Origin of the sequence: Nocardia sp. MH4 (genome assembly GCF_019266065.1) — a bacterium.
Lineage (GTDB): Bacteria > Actinomycetota > Actinomycetes > Mycobacteriales > Mycobacteriaceae > Nocardia > Nocardia canadensis.
The window spans coordinates 18,277-34,080 of record NZ_LPNR01000114.1 but is presented as its reverse complement, the minus strand read 5'-3'; the positions used below and the strand labels follow the sequence as shown (position 1 = coordinate 34,080).

At 71.4% G+C, this 15,804-nt stretch carries 14 protein-coding genes; 6 read left to right on the top strand and 8 right to left on the bottom strand.

The features are described 5' to 3' along the window. Window positions 1-337: 337 nt before the first annotated feature. From bioD to ATM97_RS25175, 4 genes are read right to left on the bottom strand one after another with little or no spacing between them, the layout of a single operon-like run. On the bottom strand, window positions 338-1,006 hold the full coding sequence (gene bioD / locus ATM97_RS25190; protein ID WP_218720671.1) for a dethiobiotin synthase: 669 nt from the start codon (window positions 1,004-1,006) through the stop codon (window positions 338-340). Next, entirely contained in the window at window positions 1,003-2,157 is a 1,155-nt protein-coding gene (locus ATM97_RS25185) for an 8-amino-7-oxononanoate synthase (protein WP_218720670.1), read from the bottom strand. The genes bioD and ATM97_RS25185 overlap by 4 nt, the downstream gene beginning before the upstream one ends. A 47-nt stretch (window positions 2,158-2,204) precedes the next feature. Next, window positions 2,205-3,482, bottom strand: coding sequence for an adenosylmethionine--8-amino-7-oxononanoate transaminase (locus tag ATM97_RS25180; protein WP_218720669.1), 1,278 nt, complete (start codon window positions 3,480-3,482; stop codon window positions 2,205-2,207). 50 nt (window positions 3,483-3,532) lie between these two features. Next, window positions 3,533-4,000 (bottom strand): MarR family winged helix-turn-helix transcriptional regulator, encoded by a 468-nt coding sequence (locus ATM97_RS25175; protein WP_218720668.1) that lies wholly within the window; start codon window positions 3,998-4,000, stop codon window positions 3,533-3,535. A gap of 29 nt (window positions 4,001-4,029) precedes the next feature. Between ATM97_RS25175 and ATM97_RS25170 the strand changes: the two genes are divergently transcribed. The 3 genes from ATM97_RS25170 (at window position 4,030) to treY (ending at window position 9,204) form a co-directional block, all read left to right on the top strand. After that, the gene (locus ATM97_RS25170) at window positions 4,030-4,587 is read left to right on the top strand and encodes a cupin domain-containing protein (protein ID WP_218720667.1); all 558 of its coding nucleotides are present in this window, start codon (window positions 4,030-4,032) and stop codon (window positions 4,585-4,587) included. A 67-nt stretch (window positions 4,588-4,654) separates the two neighbouring features. Further along, window positions 4,655-6,775 carry a glycogen debranching protein GlgX gene (gene glgX / locus ATM97_RS25165; RefSeq protein ID WP_218720666.1) on the top strand — a complete coding sequence of 707 codons (2,121 nt, stop codon included), beginning with the start codon at window positions 4,655-4,657 and terminating at the stop codon, window positions 6,773-6,775. A gap of 8 nt (window positions 6,776-6,783) precedes the next feature. Beyond that, entirely contained in the window at window positions 6,784-9,204 is a 2,421-nt protein-coding gene (gene treY, locus ATM97_RS25160; protein WP_218720665.1) for a malto-oligosyltrehalose synthase, read from the top strand. Window positions 9,205-9,211: 7 nt separating this feature from the next. On the opposite strand, the gene ATM97_RS25155 is transcribed toward treY, so the two are convergent. The 3 genes from ATM97_RS25155 to ATM97_RS25145 all read right to left on the bottom strand — a co-directional run bounded on the left by ATM97_RS25155 (window position 9,212) and on the right by ATM97_RS25145 (window position 10,795). After that, a complete protein-coding gene (locus ATM97_RS25155) occupies window positions 9,212-9,916 on the bottom strand; it encodes a methyltransferase domain-containing protein (protein ID WP_218720664.1) in 705 nt (234 codons plus the stop codon). A 68-nt stretch (window positions 9,917-9,984) separates the two neighbouring features. Continuing rightward, window positions 9,985-10,410 carry a hypothetical protein gene (locus tag ATM97_RS25150; protein ID WP_218720663.1) on the bottom strand — a complete coding sequence of 142 codons (426 nt, stop codon included), beginning with the start codon at window positions 10,408-10,410 and terminating at the stop codon, window positions 9,985-9,987. A gap of 28 nt (window positions 10,411-10,438) precedes the next feature. Continuing rightward, window positions 10,439-10,795 carry a nuclear transport factor 2 family protein gene (locus ATM97_RS25145; protein ID WP_218720662.1) on the bottom strand — a complete coding sequence of 119 codons (357 nt, stop codon included), beginning with the start codon at window positions 10,793-10,795 and terminating at the stop codon, window positions 10,439-10,441. 158 nt (window positions 10,796-10,953) lie between these two features. Here ATM97_RS25145 and ATM97_RS25140 point away from each other — a divergent pair, with 158 nt between their 5' ends. Continuing rightward, the gene (locus tag ATM97_RS25140) at window positions 10,954-13,623 is read left to right on the top strand and encodes an AAA family ATPase (protein WP_218720661.1); all 2,670 of its coding nucleotides are present in this window, start codon (window positions 10,954-10,956) and stop codon (window positions 13,621-13,623) included. Here the strand turns inward: ATM97_RS25140 and ATM97_RS25135 are convergent. Then, complete coding sequence (locus ATM97_RS25135; RefSeq protein WP_189034831.1) at window positions 13,612-13,827, bottom strand: hypothetical protein; 216 nt, start codon at window positions 13,825-13,827, stop codon at window positions 13,612-13,614. The two genes, ATM97_RS25140 and ATM97_RS25135, sit on opposite strands and share 12 nt — an antisense overlap. A 96-nt stretch (window positions 13,828-13,923) precedes the next feature. On the opposite strand from ATM97_RS25135, the gene ATM97_RS25130 reads away from it, so the two are divergent. After that, on the top strand, window positions 13,924-14,358 hold the full coding sequence (locus ATM97_RS25130; RefSeq protein ID WP_218720660.1) for a nitroreductase family deazaflavin-dependent oxidoreductase: 435 nt from the start codon (window positions 13,924-13,926) through the stop codon (window positions 14,356-14,358). An 89-nt stretch (window positions 14,359-14,447) separates the two neighbouring features. Beyond that, window positions 14,448-15,800, top strand: a complete 1,353-nt coding sequence (ilvA, locus tag ATM97_RS25125; RefSeq protein WP_218720659.1) for a threonine ammonia-lyase IlvA — start codon at window positions 14,448-14,450, stop codon at window positions 15,798-15,800. Window positions 15,801-15,804: the final 4 nt, after the last annotated feature.

Here is a 15,804-nt window from a genome sequence, read left to right as displayed (position 1 = left end):
ATCGACACACTATTGAGTTCTCAAAGAACACACGCACAAGCATCCACCCGCAACATTTCGTCGGGGCTTCAGTCAGGGCAAGGGTTCAAACTTTAGCGCAGGCGATCCACCGAAGCAAGTCCGGAGGATAGTGAGCCCGCACACATGATCAGTCAGGCGCTCATCGTCCTACCTCGTTTCCCTGCACCATCCGCCAGCCTTGGGAGGCTCAGCAGATCGGCACCGGGTCGGTGTCCGTGTCGCTCTGACTCGAATTAAGTTACGCATCGCCGATCATGAAGTCAAATCGGCTGGTCAGCGGGGGTTTCTTCGACAAGCGGTGATCATCGGCGCGCGCTCAGGGGCGCCAGTCGGCGGGGAACCAGCTCGGGGCGGCCGCGGTGAACCGCGCGCGGTCCCACTGCCCGGCCCCGGCGGGGATCGCGCCGAGCAACCGGGTCTCGGTGACGCGCGGCAGATCGTCGCGATTGCACTGCGAGGCGAGGTCGGGCTCGGCCGGCCAGGAACCGATGATCACTCCGGCGCAGGGCACGCCGGCGGCGGCCAGGGTGCGCGTGGTGAGTTCGCTGTGATTGAGGGTGCCGAGGCCGGCGGCGGCCACGACGAGCACGGGGGCGCCGAGTTTGCGCGCCAGGTCCAGGAGGGTGAACTCCCCCATCCGCACGAGCAGGCCGCCCGCGCCCTCGACCAGGACCAGGTCGGCGTCGCTCAGCGCGTCGACGGCGGCGACGGTGTCACCGAGCGACAGCAGCGGCATACCCGCACGGCGGGCGGCGGTGTCGGGCGCGAGGGGTTCCGGGTAGCGGGCGAGCTCGACGGTGCGGGTCACCCCGGACAGGCGGGTGACCTCGGCGAGGTCGCCGGGTGCGCCGGGAGCGATGCCGGTCTGGGCGGGTTTGCACACCGCGACCGAGCGGCCCGCGGCTCGGGCGGCGACGGCAACGGCCGCGGTGGCGACGGTCTTGCCGACGTCGGTGGAGGTGCCGCTGATCAGCAGGAGGCTCATGCGGTCACCGGTTCCTTGCCGCGGGCGGCGGCGAGCACGTCGCCGAGTACCTCGGCGATGGTGCCGAGTTCGGCGGGGGTGAGGTTCGCGCGGGCGGTCAGCCGCAAGCGGGAGGTGCCCTCGGGGACCGACGGCGGACGGAAGCAGCCGACATCGAGGCCGCGGGCGCGGCAGGCCTGCGCGGCGTCGAAGGCGAGCTGGGCGTCGCCCAGGACGACCGACACGACCGCGGAGTCCGGTTCTGGCACCCCGGCGATGCGGGCGATATCGGCCGCACGGTCGAGCACCCGCGCCGCTATCGCGGGGTCGCGGCGCAGCAGTCCGAGGGCCGCGCGGGCCGCGCCCACCGCGGCGGGGGCCAGTCCGGTATCGAAGATGAACGTGCGGGCGGCATCGATGAGGTGGGCGCGGATGCGCGCATCGGCCAGGACGACGCCGCCTTGGGCGGCCAGGGCCTTGGACAGGGTCGCGGTGATGACCAGGTCGGGTTCGCCCGCCAGGCCGCTCTCGTGCACCAGCCCCCGACCGCCCGCGCCGCGGACGCCGAGTCCGTGCGCTTCGTCGACGATCAGGACCGCGCCGTTCGCCCGGCACACCCGGTGCAGGTCGGCGAGCGGAGCGAGGTCGCCGTCGGCGCTGAAGACGGAGTCGGTGAGGACCAGCGCGCGCTCCTCGGAGCGTTCGGCGAGCAGGCGTTCGACGGCGTCGACGTCACAGTGCGGGGCGATCTCCACCCTGGCCCGCGAGAGCCTGCACGCGTCGACCAGGGAGGCGTGGCTGCCTGCGTCGGAAACGACGAGGGTGCCGCGACCGGCCAGCGCGGTCACCGCGCCGAGGTTGGCGGCATAGCCGGAGGCGAACACCAACCCGGTTTCGGCACCGACGAATTCGGCCAGTTCGGCTTCGAGCTGGGCGTGTTCGGCGGTCGTCCCGGTGACGAGGCGGGAGCCGGTGGACCCGGCGCCCCAGCGACGCACGGCCGCGATGGCGCCCTCGACGACCTCGGGATGGCGAACCAGGCCGAGGTAGTCGTTGGACGCGAGGTCGATCGCGGACGACTCGGCGGGCCGCGGCCGCACATGCCTGCGCAGCCCGGCGTCGACCCGCTCGGCCGCGCGCTCGTCCAACCAGCTCAACGGATCCGTACTCACAGCTGAGGAGCTTACTTGAACGCCGTTCAGGCGGTGCGGTCGCGCCCTCATCCGAGGGTCGCCTTCACCGCGGCACGGACGGCGCCGGTGATGGTGGCGATGTCCTCGGTGGTGCTGATGAACGGCGGCATCGTGTAGACGAGCGTGCGGAACGGGCGCAGCCACGCCCCCGCGGCGACGGCCGCGTCGGTGGCGGCCCGCATGTCGACGGGCGCGTCGAGTTCGACGACGCCGATCGCCCCCAGCACCCGCACCTCGGCGACGCCCGGCAGCCCGGCGAGCGGCGCCAGGCCTTCGCGCAACTCGGCTTCGATCCGGGCGACCTCACCGCGCCAGTCCCGCGATCGCAGCAGTTCGATCGAGGCGATCGCGACGGCGCAGGCCAGCGGATTGCCCATGAAGGTGGGTCCGTGCATGAGCCCGCCGTGCGCGGTGCTGATCGTCTCGGCGATGCGCGCGGTGCACAGCGTGGCGGCGAGGGTGAGATAGCCGCCGGTCAGCGCCTTGCCGACACACATCACGTCCGGGGCGACGCCGACGTGGTCGGCGGCGAACAGTTCGCCGGTGCGGCCGAATCCGGTGGCGATCTCGTCGAAGACCAGCAGCACGTCGTTCTCGTCGCAGATCCGGCGCAGCTCGGTGAGGTAGCGCGGGTCGTGCCAGCGCATCCCGCCCGCGCCCTGGACCACCGGTTCGACGATCACCGCGGCCAGCTCGTCGCGATGTTCCGCGACGGCTCGCTCGAGCTCGGCGACGTAGTCGGCCTCGAAGGTCGCCGGCGGGGCGGGGACGAAGACCTGCTCGGTGAGGACATCGGTCCACAGCGCGTGCATGCCGCCGTCGGGGTCGCACACGCTCATCGGGGTGAAGGTGTCGCCGTGGTAGCCACCGCGCCAGGTGAGCAGCCGGTGCTTGCCCGGCGCACCGACGCCGCGCCAGTACTGCAGGCACATCTTCGCCGCGACCTCGACCGAGACCGAGCCGGAGTCACAGAGGAAGACCTTGTCCAGGCCGGGCGGCGTGAGCTCGACGAGCAGCTGGGTGAGCCGGGTGGCCGGTTCGTGGGTGAGGCCGCCGAACATGACGTGACTCATCCGCCGCGACTGCGCGAGCAGGGCGGCGTCGAGCACCGGGTGCCGGTAGCCGTGCACCGCCGCCCACCAGGAACTCATCCCGTCGACCAGCTCGCGGCCGTCGGCCAGCGTCAGCCTGGTGCCCGCCGCGCTCGCGACGACCAGCGGTTCGGTGGTCGCGGGAAAGCCGCCGTAGGGATGCCAGACGTGCTCGGCATCGAGGGCGCTGATCTGCTCGGGGGTCAGGTCCACAGGTTTCCTCGTCGTCGCCCGGTGCCGTCGCCGACGGCCTTGAACATCGTTCAAGTTAGCACTCGCGTGACGGGTTCGACGGGCCGAACGGCGATCGCCGCGGGAATGCGCGCCAGCGCGGCCCGAACCTCGGCCAGCGCGGCTCCACCGAGTTCGGCCGAGATCGCCGCCTCGATCCGGCGGAGACACTCGCCCGCCACCGCGAGCGCCGTGCCGCCCGCCGCGGTGGCAACGACCAAGCGCGCCCGGCCGTCTGCGGGGTCGGGGCGACGTTCGACATAGCCGCACCGCTCCAAGTGGGTGACGAGCTCGCCCATCGACTGCTGGGTTATGCCCGCCGCATCGGCGAGCGCGGTAACCCGGGTACCGGCCGGTTCCAGATACCGGAATACGGCGTAGTGCGCGGGCCGCAGCTCAGGGCCGAGTTCCGCGCGCAGCTCGCGGTCCAGCTCACGCTCGACGGCATCGGCGGCCTGGACGAGCAGCTTCAGCAGAGTTGGCGAATTGTCCGTTGACATAATAGGAAGGTTACCTTTATATCTGAACCATGGCTGACATCGGCACCGTCCTCACCTTCCGCAACGGGCACCGCGTGACGCTCGTCGACCGTGGAGCCGACCTCGAGGGCGCCAATCTGTGGCTCGAGCACGTCCTCCCCCAACGCGGCAGGCAGGCGGGTCCGCACTGGCATCCAGAAATCGGTGAGACCTGGACCGTCCGCGTCGGCCGCGTCCGGTTCCGCATCGACGGCACGGAGATCGTCGCCGGCCCGGGCGACACGGTCACGGCGCCGCCGCGGTCCGTACACGAGTTCTGGAACGAGGCCGAGGACACCGTCATGGACCACGTGATCCGCCCGCCGTTGCTGCACTGGGAGATGTTCGCGTTCTGGACCGGCCTGGACAACACCGGCCGGACCACCGCGAGCGGACTGCCCCGCAATCCGCTCGCTCTCGGGCTGCTCTGGGAGTATCAGGACGGGTATCTGGCCGGCCCACCCGCGCCGTTGCAGCGGCTGATCTTCGGCGGCCTGGCCGCGCTGGCCCGGCGCACCGGCTACGCCAGGCGGCTGCTCGCAGCCGCGAGTGCGGCCGATGCGCGTTGACCAGGGGTGACGAAGCACCCACGCGCACCGCGCGCGGGCGGGGACCGGATTCCTCTACTGTCGTAGCATGTCGAGCCCGAACGACCGATCCGGTGAGGTGACCCCACTGGGCGTGTGGCCGGGCACCGCGTATCCGCTGGGCGCCACCTACGACGGCGCGGGGACGAATTTCTCGGTGTTCTCCGAGGTCGCCACCAAGGTGGAACTGAGCCTGATCGCCAAGGACGGCGCCGAGACCAGGGTCGAACTCGACGAGGTCGACGGTTACGTCTGGCACGCCTATCTCCCCGCGATCACCCCGGGTCAGCGCTACGGCTTCCGCGTCCACGGACCGTACGAACCCGAGCTGGGCCTGCGCTGCGATCCGAGCAAACTGCTGCTCGATCCGTACGGGAAGGCCTTCGACGGGCAGTTCGTCAACGACCCGTCGCTCTACACCTACGGCCTGGATTCGCTGGGCCACACCATGACCGGCGTGGTGATCAACCCGTTCTTCGACTGGGGCGCCGACCGACCGCCGAACCGCCCCTATCACGAGACGGTGATCTACGAGGCGCACGTCAAGGGCATGACGATGACCCACCCCGACGTGCCGGAGGAACTGCGCGGCACGTACGCGGGCCTGGCGCATCCGGCGATCATCGGGCATCTGAAGAGCCTGGGCGTCACCGCGATCGAGCTCATGCCGGTGCACCAGTTCTTCCACGATCACGTGCTGACCGATCAGGGACTGCGCAACTACTGGGGCTACAACAGCATCGGCTATCTCGCCCCGCACAACCAGTACTCGGCCCGCCCGCGCGGTGACGCCGCGGTCGCCGAGTTCAAGGCGCTGGTGCGCGCGATGCACGCCGAGGGCATCGAGGTGATCCTCGACGTGGTCTACAACCACACCGGCGAGGGCAATCACCTGGGGCCGACGCTGAGTCTGCGCGGCATCGACAACGCCGCCTACTACCGGCTCGACGAGACCGATCCGGCGCACTACAAGGACTACACCGGCACCGGCAACAGCCTCAATGTGCGGCATCCACACACCCTGCAGCTGATCATGGACTCGCTGCGCTACTGGATTCTGGACATGCACGTCGACGGCTTCCGGTTCGATCTGGCCGCCACGCTGGCGCGCGAATTACACGACGTGGACCGGCTTTCCGCGTTCTTCGACCTGGTGCACCAGGATCCGGTGGTGAGTCAGGTCAAGCTCATCGCCGAACCCTGGGACGTCGGCGAGGGCGGCTATCAGGTCGGCAACTTCCCGAGTCTGTGGACCGAGTGGAACGGCAAGTACCGCGACACCGTGCGCGACTACTGGCGCGGCGAGCCGGCGACACTGGGCGAGTTCGCCTATCGGCTCACCGGTTCCTCGGATCTGTACGAGTCGACCGGCCGCCGCCCGAGCGCCAGCATCAACTTCGTCACCGCGCACGACGGCTTCACGCTGCGGGACCTGGTGTCCTACAACGAGAAACACAACGACGCCAACGGCGAGGACAACCGCGACGGCGAGAGCCACAACCGGTCGTGGAACTGCGGCGTCGAGGGGCCGACCGACGATCCGGCGATCCTGGAACTGCGGGCGCGCCAGCAGCGCAACCTGCTGGCCACGCTGATCCTGAGCCAGGGCACGCCGATGCTGGCCCACGGCGACGAGATCGGGCGCACCCAGCTCGGCAACAACAATGTGTACTGCCAGGATTCGCCGCTGTCGTGGATGGACTGGTCGCTGGCGCAGACCAACGCCGACCTGCTCGAGTTCACCCGCTCGGTGATCGCCCTGCGCACGCAGCACCCGATCTTCCGGCGGCGCCGCTTCCTGGCCGCGGGCCCGGGTGACGGCGCGGGCCGCAACCGCGAGATCGCCTGGTTCACCCCGGCGGGCGCGGAGATGACCACCGACGACTGGCACAGCGGCTTCGGCAAGTCCCTGGCGGTGCTGCTCGACGGAGACGGCATTCCGGAGCCGGGACCGCGCGGCGAACGCATCAGCGACGACTCGTTCCTGCTGTGCTTCAATGCGCACGACGAAGCGCTCGATTTCGTGCTGCCAGGACCGGAGTTCGGTGCCGAATGGACACTGGCCCTGGATTGTTCGACCCCCACCGGAGCGGCCGACGGGGCCCACCCCGCGGCCGCGTCCCTGCCCGTCCCCAGCCGCTGCCTGCTCGTCCTGCGCCGAACCACCTAGCCGAAACGATGACCGAGACCTACGTGACCGATCCGCTGACCCTGCTGCACCGCGCGCCCATCCGGCCGAGCACGGTGCGCAGCACCTACCGGCTGCAGCTGCGGCCGGACGCGCTCACCTTCGCCGATGCCCGGGCCATCGCCGAATACCTGCAGCAACTGGGGGTCTCGCATCTGTATCTGTCGCCGATCCTGACCGCCGGGCACGGCTCGACGCACGGCTACGACGTCACCGATCCGACGACGGTGTCGGCGGCGCTGGGCGGGCCGACCGGGCTCAAGGCGCTCTCGGACGAGGTGCGCAGTCGCGGGATGGGGTTGATCGTCGACCTGGTGCCCAATCACGTCGGCGTGGCCGATCCGCGACAGAACCCGTGGTGGTGGGATGTGCTGCGCGACGGGCAGCAGTCCAAGTACGCGAAGTACTTCGACATCGATTGGAGTCCGGGCAACGGGGCAGGCGGGCGGCTCGCGCTGCCGGTGCTGCAGAGCGAGAACGACCCGGCCGCGCTGACCGTCGACCGATCCGGCCCCGAACCCATGCTCGCGCTGCACGATCTGCGGTTCCCGATCGCACCGGGCACCGACGGCGACAACGCGCTGCGCATCCACGATCGCCAGCACTACCGGCTGGTGAGCTGGAAGGCCGGCGTGTGCACCTACCGCCGGTTCTTCGCGGTGAGCAGTCTGGCCGCGATCCGGCAGGAGGATCCCGAGGTCTTCGAGGCGACCCACCGCGAGCTGGCCGCCTGGTGCGAACACGATCTCATCGACGGTGTGCGGGTGGACCATCCCGACGGCCTGTCGCATCCGAGCGCCTATCTGACCCGGCTGCGCAGGCTGATCGGCCCGCAGCGGCTGCTGCTGGTGGAGAAGATCCTGGCCAACCGGGAACCGCTCGACGCGACGCTGCCGGTCGACGGCACCACCGGCTACGACGCGCTCGCCGATCTCGGCGGCGTCCTGATCGATCCGGCTGGTGAGACCGCGCTGACCGAGCTGTCCCAGCACGTCGCCGGGCACGGCAGCGACCGGGCCTGGTTCGGCGAAACCGAGCACCGGATCAAGCGCGCCGTCGCGGAAACCATTCTGGCGCCCGAGATCCGGCGGCTGGTCGCCGCGATCAAGCGCGACGGCAACGCGGGCAGCTTCGACACCCTCGCCGTGAGCAACGCGACCATCGAGGTGCTGGCGTTCATGCCGGTGTACCGGGTGGACTACGCGCCGCTGGCCGGGATCACCGCCGCGGTCGTCGCCGAGGTGGAAAAACGCAATGCCGAACTGACGGTGCCGCTGTCGGTACTGGTGACCGCGCTGTCGGTGGGTGGCGAGGCGGCGACGCGGTTCTCCCAGGTGTGTGGCGCGATCACCGCCAAGTCGGTCGAGGACACCATGTTCTATCAGGGCGCGCGGCTGGTGTCGTTGCAGGAGGTGGGCGGCAATCCGGCGCGCTTCGGGCACTCCGTCAACGACTTCCACCTGTCCAACAGCGAACGGTCGCAGCGCTGGCCGGCGACCATGACGACGCTGTCGACCCACGACACCAAGCGCGGCGAGGACGTGCGCGCCCGGATCGGGGTGCTGTCGCAGGTGGCCGAGGTCTGGTCGCAGCGGGTGCGCGGCTGGCTGGAGACCACGCCCGCGCCCGACGGCGCGACAGCACTGTTCCTGCTGCAGAACATGTTCGGGGTCTGGCCCGCCGACGGGCGGCCCGCCTCGTCGGTGCCGGGACTGCGTGATCGCCTGCATCTGTTCGCGGAGAAGTCGATTCGCGAGGCCGGGACCAAGACCTCCTGGGAGGAACCGGACGCGGAGTTCGAGTCGGCGGTGCACCACTGGCTGGACGCGGTGATCGACGGCCCCGTCGGTACCGGCATCGGCGATCTGGCCCACGAGCTGGCCCCGCACGCGTGGTCGGACGCGGTGGCGCAGAAGCTGTTACAGCTGTGCGGGCCCGGTATCCCGGACATCTATCAGGGCACCGAACTGTGGGAGGACTCCCTCGTCGACCCGGACAACCGCCGCCCGGTGAACTTCGCCGTGCGCGCCGGGCTGCTCCAATCCCTCACCGAGCCGCCGACATTGGACACCACGGGGGCGGCGAAGATGTGGGTGGTCGCCTACGCGCTGTGGTTGCGCAGGGAACGGCCGGAGTGCTTCGTCGGCGGGATGTACCGCCCGCTCTATGCGGTCGGCGAGCACGCGCAGCGGCTGGTCGCCTTCGGGCGCGGGCCCGCGGGCGAGGCGCCGGAGGTGATCGTGGCCGCGACCAGGCACTCGGTCGGGCTGGCCGCGACCGGCTGGCTCGACACCACTCTGCATCTGCCGGAAGGCAATTGGATCGATCGGCTCACCGGCACCACGTTCGCGGGCAGCGTCCGGCTGGACAAGCTGTTCACCCGGCTGCCGGTGGCCCTGCTGGTGCGCTGAGCCGACGTCACGGCCGGTGGGCGAGCACCGCGAACATCGTGACCGACAGGTGGTAGTCGCTGGTCGCGACGCCGTGCGCGACCGCGGCGGTCAGCTCCTCGGCGTGGTCGGCGGTGATCACCCCGGCGGCTCGGCCGGTGGCCACCATCTGCCCGACCAGCGGTGTCGCGGTCTCCGCGTCCCAGATCACCGCGGTCGCGGCCTGATCGTCGACGACGAATCCCGCCCGCACCAGCAGCCCGCGCAGGAGCCGACCGGAGCCCGGGTTGGCGGTGGTCGCCCGCATCAGCTCCGCGAGCGCGGCGACGACAGCTGGGTCGTCGAGGTGCTGGAAGACCCGTTCGCAGCGGACCACATCGACGGAGCCGTCCGGCAGCGGGAGCGCGGCGGCGGTGCCCTCGGCGAACTCGGCGGCGGTGCCGCGCGCCCGGTCGCGGGCGACCGCCGCCATGGCCGGGTTGGCGTCGACCCCGACGGCACGGCCGCGCGGGCCCACCCGTGCGGCGAAGGCCAGGACCTCCGAGCCGGTGCCGGAACCGATGTCGAGGGCGGTTTCCCCGGGCTGCGGCGCGAGGACGTCCATGACCCAGCGCCGCATGCGGACCACGCCGGACAGCTCGGCCTGCCGATCCAGCAGGGTCACCAGCAGGTCGTCGGCCGCACCGGCGGCGTCGGCGCGGAAGGATGGCAACTGCTCGTCGGGGACGGCCATATCGATGACGGTACGGCGCGCGAAACGCGCGGCCACGATGGTCGTGGCCGCGCGTTTCGGGGTCGCTGTCAGTGGCCGGTGCCGCGCAGGCCGCGGTACTGCAGTGCCGCGAAGGCACCGACCGTGACCGCTTGCAGCACCCCCCACACCGCGCCCGCCACGGTCAGCCCGAGGACGCCGGTGACCACGGCGATCAGGCTCGCGACGACCCAGGTCGCGTTGCCGATCGCGACCGCCGCCGCCCCGGTCCGTGACACCGGAGACCTCCGCCCGACCACCGCGACCGCGAGACCGTAGGCGGTGAGGAAGGCGCCGATCGCGAGGCCAGCCCGGGAGTCGAGGCCGAGCAGCCGTTCCAGCAGCGGAGCCAGGGCGAGGTAGGCGACGCCGTTGACCGTGGTGACGACGGCGTCGAGGCGCAGCGAGAGCAGCAGCAGCGGCTCGCCCGGGGTGAGCAGGGTGGACAGGCGAGACGAGACGGTGGCGGTGGTCATGGCGGATCTCCTTGGCTGTGAAGGGGTGTCAGGCGGAGGCGGGTACTCGGTCGAGGAAGCCGTAGACGCTGTCGATGCGGCCGTCGGCGAGGACGGCGACGTCGAAGCCGATCACCACGGGCTCGCCCTCGGCGGGGCCGAGGCCCCAGGTGAAACGCACCTGGTCGTGGTGGGCGTCGACCGGGCCGGCCAGGCGGAAGGTCCAGTCGGGGAACTGGGTCTGCACGCCGGCGATGGCGGCCTCGAGTTCGGCGTGGCCGGTGACGGCGACCAGCGGGTCGACGTAGCGGGCCTCGGGGGTGAACAGGCGGGCGACCGCGGCGCGACGGGCGCCGGGCTCACGGGTGTTCCAGGCCTCCAGGTACTGCGCGACGACGGTGTTCATCTCGACCTCCGAAATATGCTGTGAGCTGGTGTTTCGCGGGTTGTTCCTGCGATGACACCTACGTTATGGCGCGCCGGGGGTAGGTCGAATCAGTCGTCTATAGGTACTTCCGGCGACGGAGATACCGCCGGTACCGGTACGGCGCTACCGTGGTGCGCATGCTGCACGGACGCGAACCCGAACAGGCCACGATCGATGACCTGCTCGCGGGCGCGCGGGCCGGGCGCAGCGGGGCGCTGGTCCTGCGGGGCGAGGCGGGGATCGGCAAGTCGGCCCTGCTGGATTATGCGGCCGCGCAGGGCATTCCGGCGATCCGCAGCGCCGGTATCGAGTCCGAGGCCGAATTGCCGTTCGCGGCACTGCATCTGCTGGTGCGGCCGGCGATGGAACTGGTGCGGCAGCTGCCGCCACGACAGCGCGACGCGATGGACGCCGCGTTCGGACTGGGCGACGGCGCGCCCGCGGACCCGATGCTGATCGGCCTGGCCGTGCTCACCCTGCTGGCCGAGGAAGCGGCCGAGGGACCCCTGCTGGTCCTGATCGACGACGCGCACTGGCTGGACCCGGCGACGGCGCAAACCCTGCTGTTCGCCGCCCGCAGACTCGACGCCGAAGGCGTGGTGATCCTGTTCGCCACCCGGTCCGGCCCCGACGATTTCCCCGCGCCGGGGCTGCCGGAACTGGCGCTGTCCGGCCTCCGCGCCGACGCCGCCGCGGCCCTGCTCGACGCGGGCCCGACCCGGCTCTCGCCCACCACCCGCTATCGTCTGCTCGCCGAGGCGGGTGGCAATCCCCTTGCCCTGCTGGAACTTCCGGCTGCGGCGGAGAGCGCCGAGAATCCGAATCCGCTGCCGTTGACCCAGCGGCTCCAGCTGGCCTTCCACGGCCGGGTCGCCCGCCTGCCCGCGGGAACCCGGATGATCCTGCTGATCGCCGCGGCCGCCGGCGCCGAGGATCTGGCGCCGGTGCTGCGCGCCGCCGCGAGCCTCGGCGCGGGTCTCGACGATCTGCAGCCGGCCCAGGACGCCGACCTGGTGCGCACCGACGGGCAGGTGTTGACCTGGCGTCACCCGCTCTCCCGCGCCGCGGTCTACCAGGGGTCGGCGCTCACCGAACGCCTGGCCGCCCACCGCGCGCTCGCCACCGCGCTCGACGACGCCGACAGCGCGGACCTGCGCGCCTGGCATCTCGCCTGCGCCGCGACCGGTCCCGACGAGGCGGCGGCCACCGCGCTAGAGCACACCGCCGACCGGGCCAGGCGCCGCAACGGATTCCACGGCGCGGTCGCCGCCTACGACCGGGCCGCGGCACTCAGCGCCGACTCCGACGCCCGGTTGCGCCGACTCGTCCTGGCCGCCGAGACCGCCACCGAGGCCGGGCTCACCGAGCAGGCCGCGCGGCTGGCCGAGCGCGCCGCGGCGATGTCGACCGACGACGCGTTCGAGGCGCGCCTCGAGCTGGTGCGCGCGCAGGCCGAATTCGCCGCGGGCAAGCCGGGGTCCGCGCATCGGCGCCTGATGGCGGTGGCGGCGCGGGAGACCGATCCGCGCGCGGCGGCGCGCATCGTCACCAGGGCGGTGCATACCGCCTGGTATCTCGGTCCCGCCGAGCTGGACGAGGTCGCCGCGTTGCTGGCCACGCTGTGCCTGGACGCCGACGATCCGGTCACCCCGATCGTGCGCTACCTGACCGGCGCGGTGGCCGGGCGGCGCACGGTCGACCTGCGGGTGGCGGCGGAGGCGGCCCGCGCCAACGGCGCCGACAGTCCCGCCGACCTCGTCCAGCTGTGCGGCAGCGGGCTCGTCGTCGGCCAGGACGACCAGGTCGGCGAGCTGGCCGAGGTCCTCATCGGCGAAGCCAGGGAGCAGGGCCGGATCGCGCTGCTGGCGCCCCTGCTGTTCTTCCGCGCCGAGGCCGAGCTGTTCGGTGGCCGCCCCGGCGAGAGCCGGATCGCCGCCGGGGAAGGGCTGCGGATCGCCGAGGACATCGGCCAGCCGCAGTGGATCAGCCAGCTCACCGCCTTCCTGGCCTACGGGGCCGCGCTGCGCGGGGACGAGGAGTCCTGCCGCGCCTACGCCGATCGCGCGGTCGCCGAGGAGTTCGGCGGGACACAGTCCGTGGGCGCGCCCTGGGCGCACGCGGCGCTGGCGCTGCTCGCCCTCGGCCAGGGCAGACTGGATCAGGCGCAGGCCGAACTGGACCATATGACCGTCGAACCGGCCCGGCATCACGTCAGCGGATTGCGCACCCTGGTCGATCAGGTGGAGGTGGCGGCCCGGCTCGGCGACACCGACCGGGCCGTCGCGGCGCAGGAACAGCTCGGCGCGTGGTCGCGGCGAACCGGTCAGGCATGGATCGCGGCCGGGGCCGCCAGGGGCGCGGCGATGCTCGCCGAGGGCGCCGACGCCGAAGAGCACTTCCTGGCCGCGCTCACGGCCCAGCGGCCGTTCGACGAGGCCCGTACCCGGCTGCTCTACGGCGAATGGCTGCGCCGCGACAAGCGCAAGGTCGACGCGCGTACCCAGCTGGAACAGGCGCTGGAGCTGTTCGACCGGCTCGAGGCCGGACCGTGGCGGGAACGCACCCGCGCCGAACTGGCCGCGCTCGGCGTCGGCGCCGCCGCGCGCCCCGCGGCGGGCCCGCTCAGCGTGCTCACCCCGCAGGAGTCACAGATCGTGCGGCTGGCCGCGCAGGGCCTGTCGAACCGGGAGATCGCCGCGCGCCTGTTGCTGAGTCACCGCACGGTCGGGCATCACCTGTACAAGGCGTATCCGAAATTGGGGGTGCTCTCACGCGGAGAGCTGCGCGAACTCGACCTAGCGGAGTGAGTGCGCCCTGGCGGCACCGACCGACCAGCGCAGCGCGGCGACGGCGGCCGCGGCGAGCACGGCGGACTGGGCCGAACCGAGGATCAGCAGCAGCAGGGCACCGACGACGAGCCCGGCGACCAGCGCCTCGAGCTTGTAGACCGGCCACGCACTGCCCGCGATGTCGACCGTCGCGGATGCTGCCGATGGGGTGACCACTGCCATGCACACAGGATAGGCGGACATCGAAGTTCGGGCCACCGAACTTTCCTGGCCGGACCTGTCGGGAACATCACACCGCGCACGGTCGTTGTCCAGGTCATGCCACTGACTGGAGAGTACGCACCGAGCACTTCGGACTGGGCCCGTACCCAGGCCGAGACCTACGAGAACTCCGGCGGAGCCGAGGGCACCTCACTGCAGGGCAAGCCCGTCATCCTGCTGACCACCAAGGGCGCCAAGACCGGCAAACTCCGCAAGACCCCGCTGATGCGCGTCGAGCACGACGGCGAGTACGCCGTCGTCGCCTCGCTGGGCGGCGCGCCCAAGCACCCGGTCTGGTACTTCAACATCAAGGCCGAGCCGCACGTCGAACTGCGCGACGGCACCGTCACCAAGGACTACACCGCTCGCGAGGTCTTCGGTGACGAGAAGGCGCTGTGGTGGGACCGCGCCGTGGCGGTGTGGCCGGACTACGCCGAGTACCAGAAGAAGACCGATCGCCAGATCCCCGTCTTCGTCCTCACCCCGCGCTGACGCCGCGTCGCCGGGCCCGTCATCGCGGCTGGTCCGGCGACGGGAGGCGCGCTCTCGCAGCGCTCGAGCCCCTCGGTAGCATTTACCGGGTGTCCCCCATCGCTGACGTCGCCGAAGTGTCCGTAACCCGTCCGCCGCTGACCGCGGACGAGATCGACGCCGCCGCCAAGCGAATTTCCGACATCATCGAGCCGACACCGCTGCAGTACTCCGCGCGGCTGTCGGCGAGCACCGGTGCGCAGGTCTACCTCAAGCGCGAAGACCTCACCGCGGTGCGCTCGTACAAGCTGCGCGGCGCCTACAACCTGATGGTCCAGCTCACCGCCGCCGAGCGCGCGGCCGGTGTGGTCGCGGCCAGCGCGGGCAATCACGCTCAGGGCGTGGCCTTCGCCTGTCAGGCCATGGGCGTGCGCGGGCGCATCTACGTGCCGACCACCACCCCGAAGCAGAAGCGCGATCGCATCCGCGTGCACGGCGGCGAGTTCGTCGAGCTGATCGCCGTCGGCGAGACCTACGACGCGGCCGCCGCGGCCGCCGCCGACGATGTGGCCCGCACCGGCGCGACCATGGTGCCGCCGTTCGACGACCCGCGCACCGCCGCCGGTCAGGGCACCATCGCCGCGGAATTCCTCGAGCAGTTGGGCACCGCGCCCGACCTGGTCATCGTCCCGGTCGGTGGTGGCGGCTGCCTCGCCGGCATCGGCACCTATCTGCGCGAACGCGCGCCGCAGGCCGGTCTGCTCGGCGTCGAGCCCGCGGGCGCGGCCTCGATGACCGCCGCACTGGTGGCGGGCGGTCCGGTCACGCTGCCCGAGATCGACCCGTTCGTCGACGGCGCGGCCGTGCGCCGCATCGGCAACCTGCCGTATCAGGCGGCGTCCTCGTTCGGTGGCCGGGTGGTCTCGCATGCCTCGCTGCCGCTGCTCACCACCACCGAATCCCCCACCGGCACCGCCTCTTTCCGGATGATGCAGGTCGACGAGGGCGCGATCTGCACCGCGATGCTCGACCTGTACCAGAGCGAGGGCATCATCGCCGAGCCCGCGGGCGCGCTGGCCACGGCGGCGCTGGCCGAGATCGAGATCGAGCCGGGATCGACGGTGGTCGTGCTGGTGTCCGGCGGCAACAACGATGTCTCCCGCTACGGCGAGATCATCGAGCGCTCGCTGGTGCACCGGGGTCTCAAGCACTACTTCCTCGTCGACTTCCCGCAGGAACCCGGCGCGCTGCGCCGCTTCCTCGACGACGTCCTCGGCCCCGACGACGACATCACCATGTTCGAGTACGTCAAGCGCAACAACCGGGAGACCGGGGCCGCGCTGGTCGGTATCGAGCTCGGCGCCACCGACGATCTGGCGTCGCTGCTGCACCGCATCGAGGAGTCCCCGATCCAGGCCGAGCGCCTGGAACCGGGTTCTCCCGCGTACCGCTACCTCACCTAGTCCG

Bases quoted from the DNA above. Each gene is read 5' to 3' on its own strand.
- ATM97_RS25130 (WP_218720660.1), top strand. From the start codon at position 13,924: ATGCCACTGACTGGAGAGTACGCACCGAGCACTTCGGACTGGGCCCGT.
- ATM97_RS25155 (WP_218720664.1), bottom strand. From the start codon at position 9,916: ATGGCCGTCCCCGACGAGCAGTTGCCATCCTTCCGCGCCGACGCCGCC.
- ATM97_RS25175 (WP_218720668.1), bottom strand. From the start codon at position 4,000: ATGTCAACGGACAATTCGCCAACTCTGCTGAAGCTGCTCGTCCAGGCC.
- bioD (WP_218720671.1), bottom strand. From the start codon at position 1,006: ATGAGCCTCCTGCTGATCAGCGGCACCTCCACCGACGTCGGCAAGACC.
- ATM97_RS25140 (WP_218720661.1), top strand. From the start codon at position 10,954: ATGCTGCACGGACGCGAACCCGAACAGGCCACGATCGATGACCTGCTC.
- treY (WP_218720665.1), top strand. From the start codon at position 6,784: ATGACCGAGACCTACGTGACCGATCCGCTGACCCTGCTGCACCGCGCG.
- ATM97_RS25145 (WP_218720662.1), bottom strand. From the start codon at position 10,795: ATGAACACCGTCGTCGCGCAGTACCTGGAGGCCTGGAACACCCGTGAG.
- glgX (WP_218720666.1), top strand. From the start codon at position 4,655: ATGTCGAGCCCGAACGACCGATCCGGTGAGGTGACCCCACTGGGCGTG.
- ATM97_RS25170 (WP_218720667.1), top strand. From the start codon at position 4,030: ATGGCTGACATCGGCACCGTCCTCACCTTCCGCAACGGGCACCGCGTG.
- ATM97_RS25150 (WP_218720663.1), bottom strand. From the start codon at position 10,410: ATGACCACCGCCACCGTCTCGTCTCGCCTGTCCACCCTGCTCACCCCG.
- ATM97_RS25135 (WP_189034831.1), bottom strand. From the start codon at position 13,827: ATGGCAGTGGTCACCCCATCGGCAGCATCCGCGACGGTCGACATCGCG.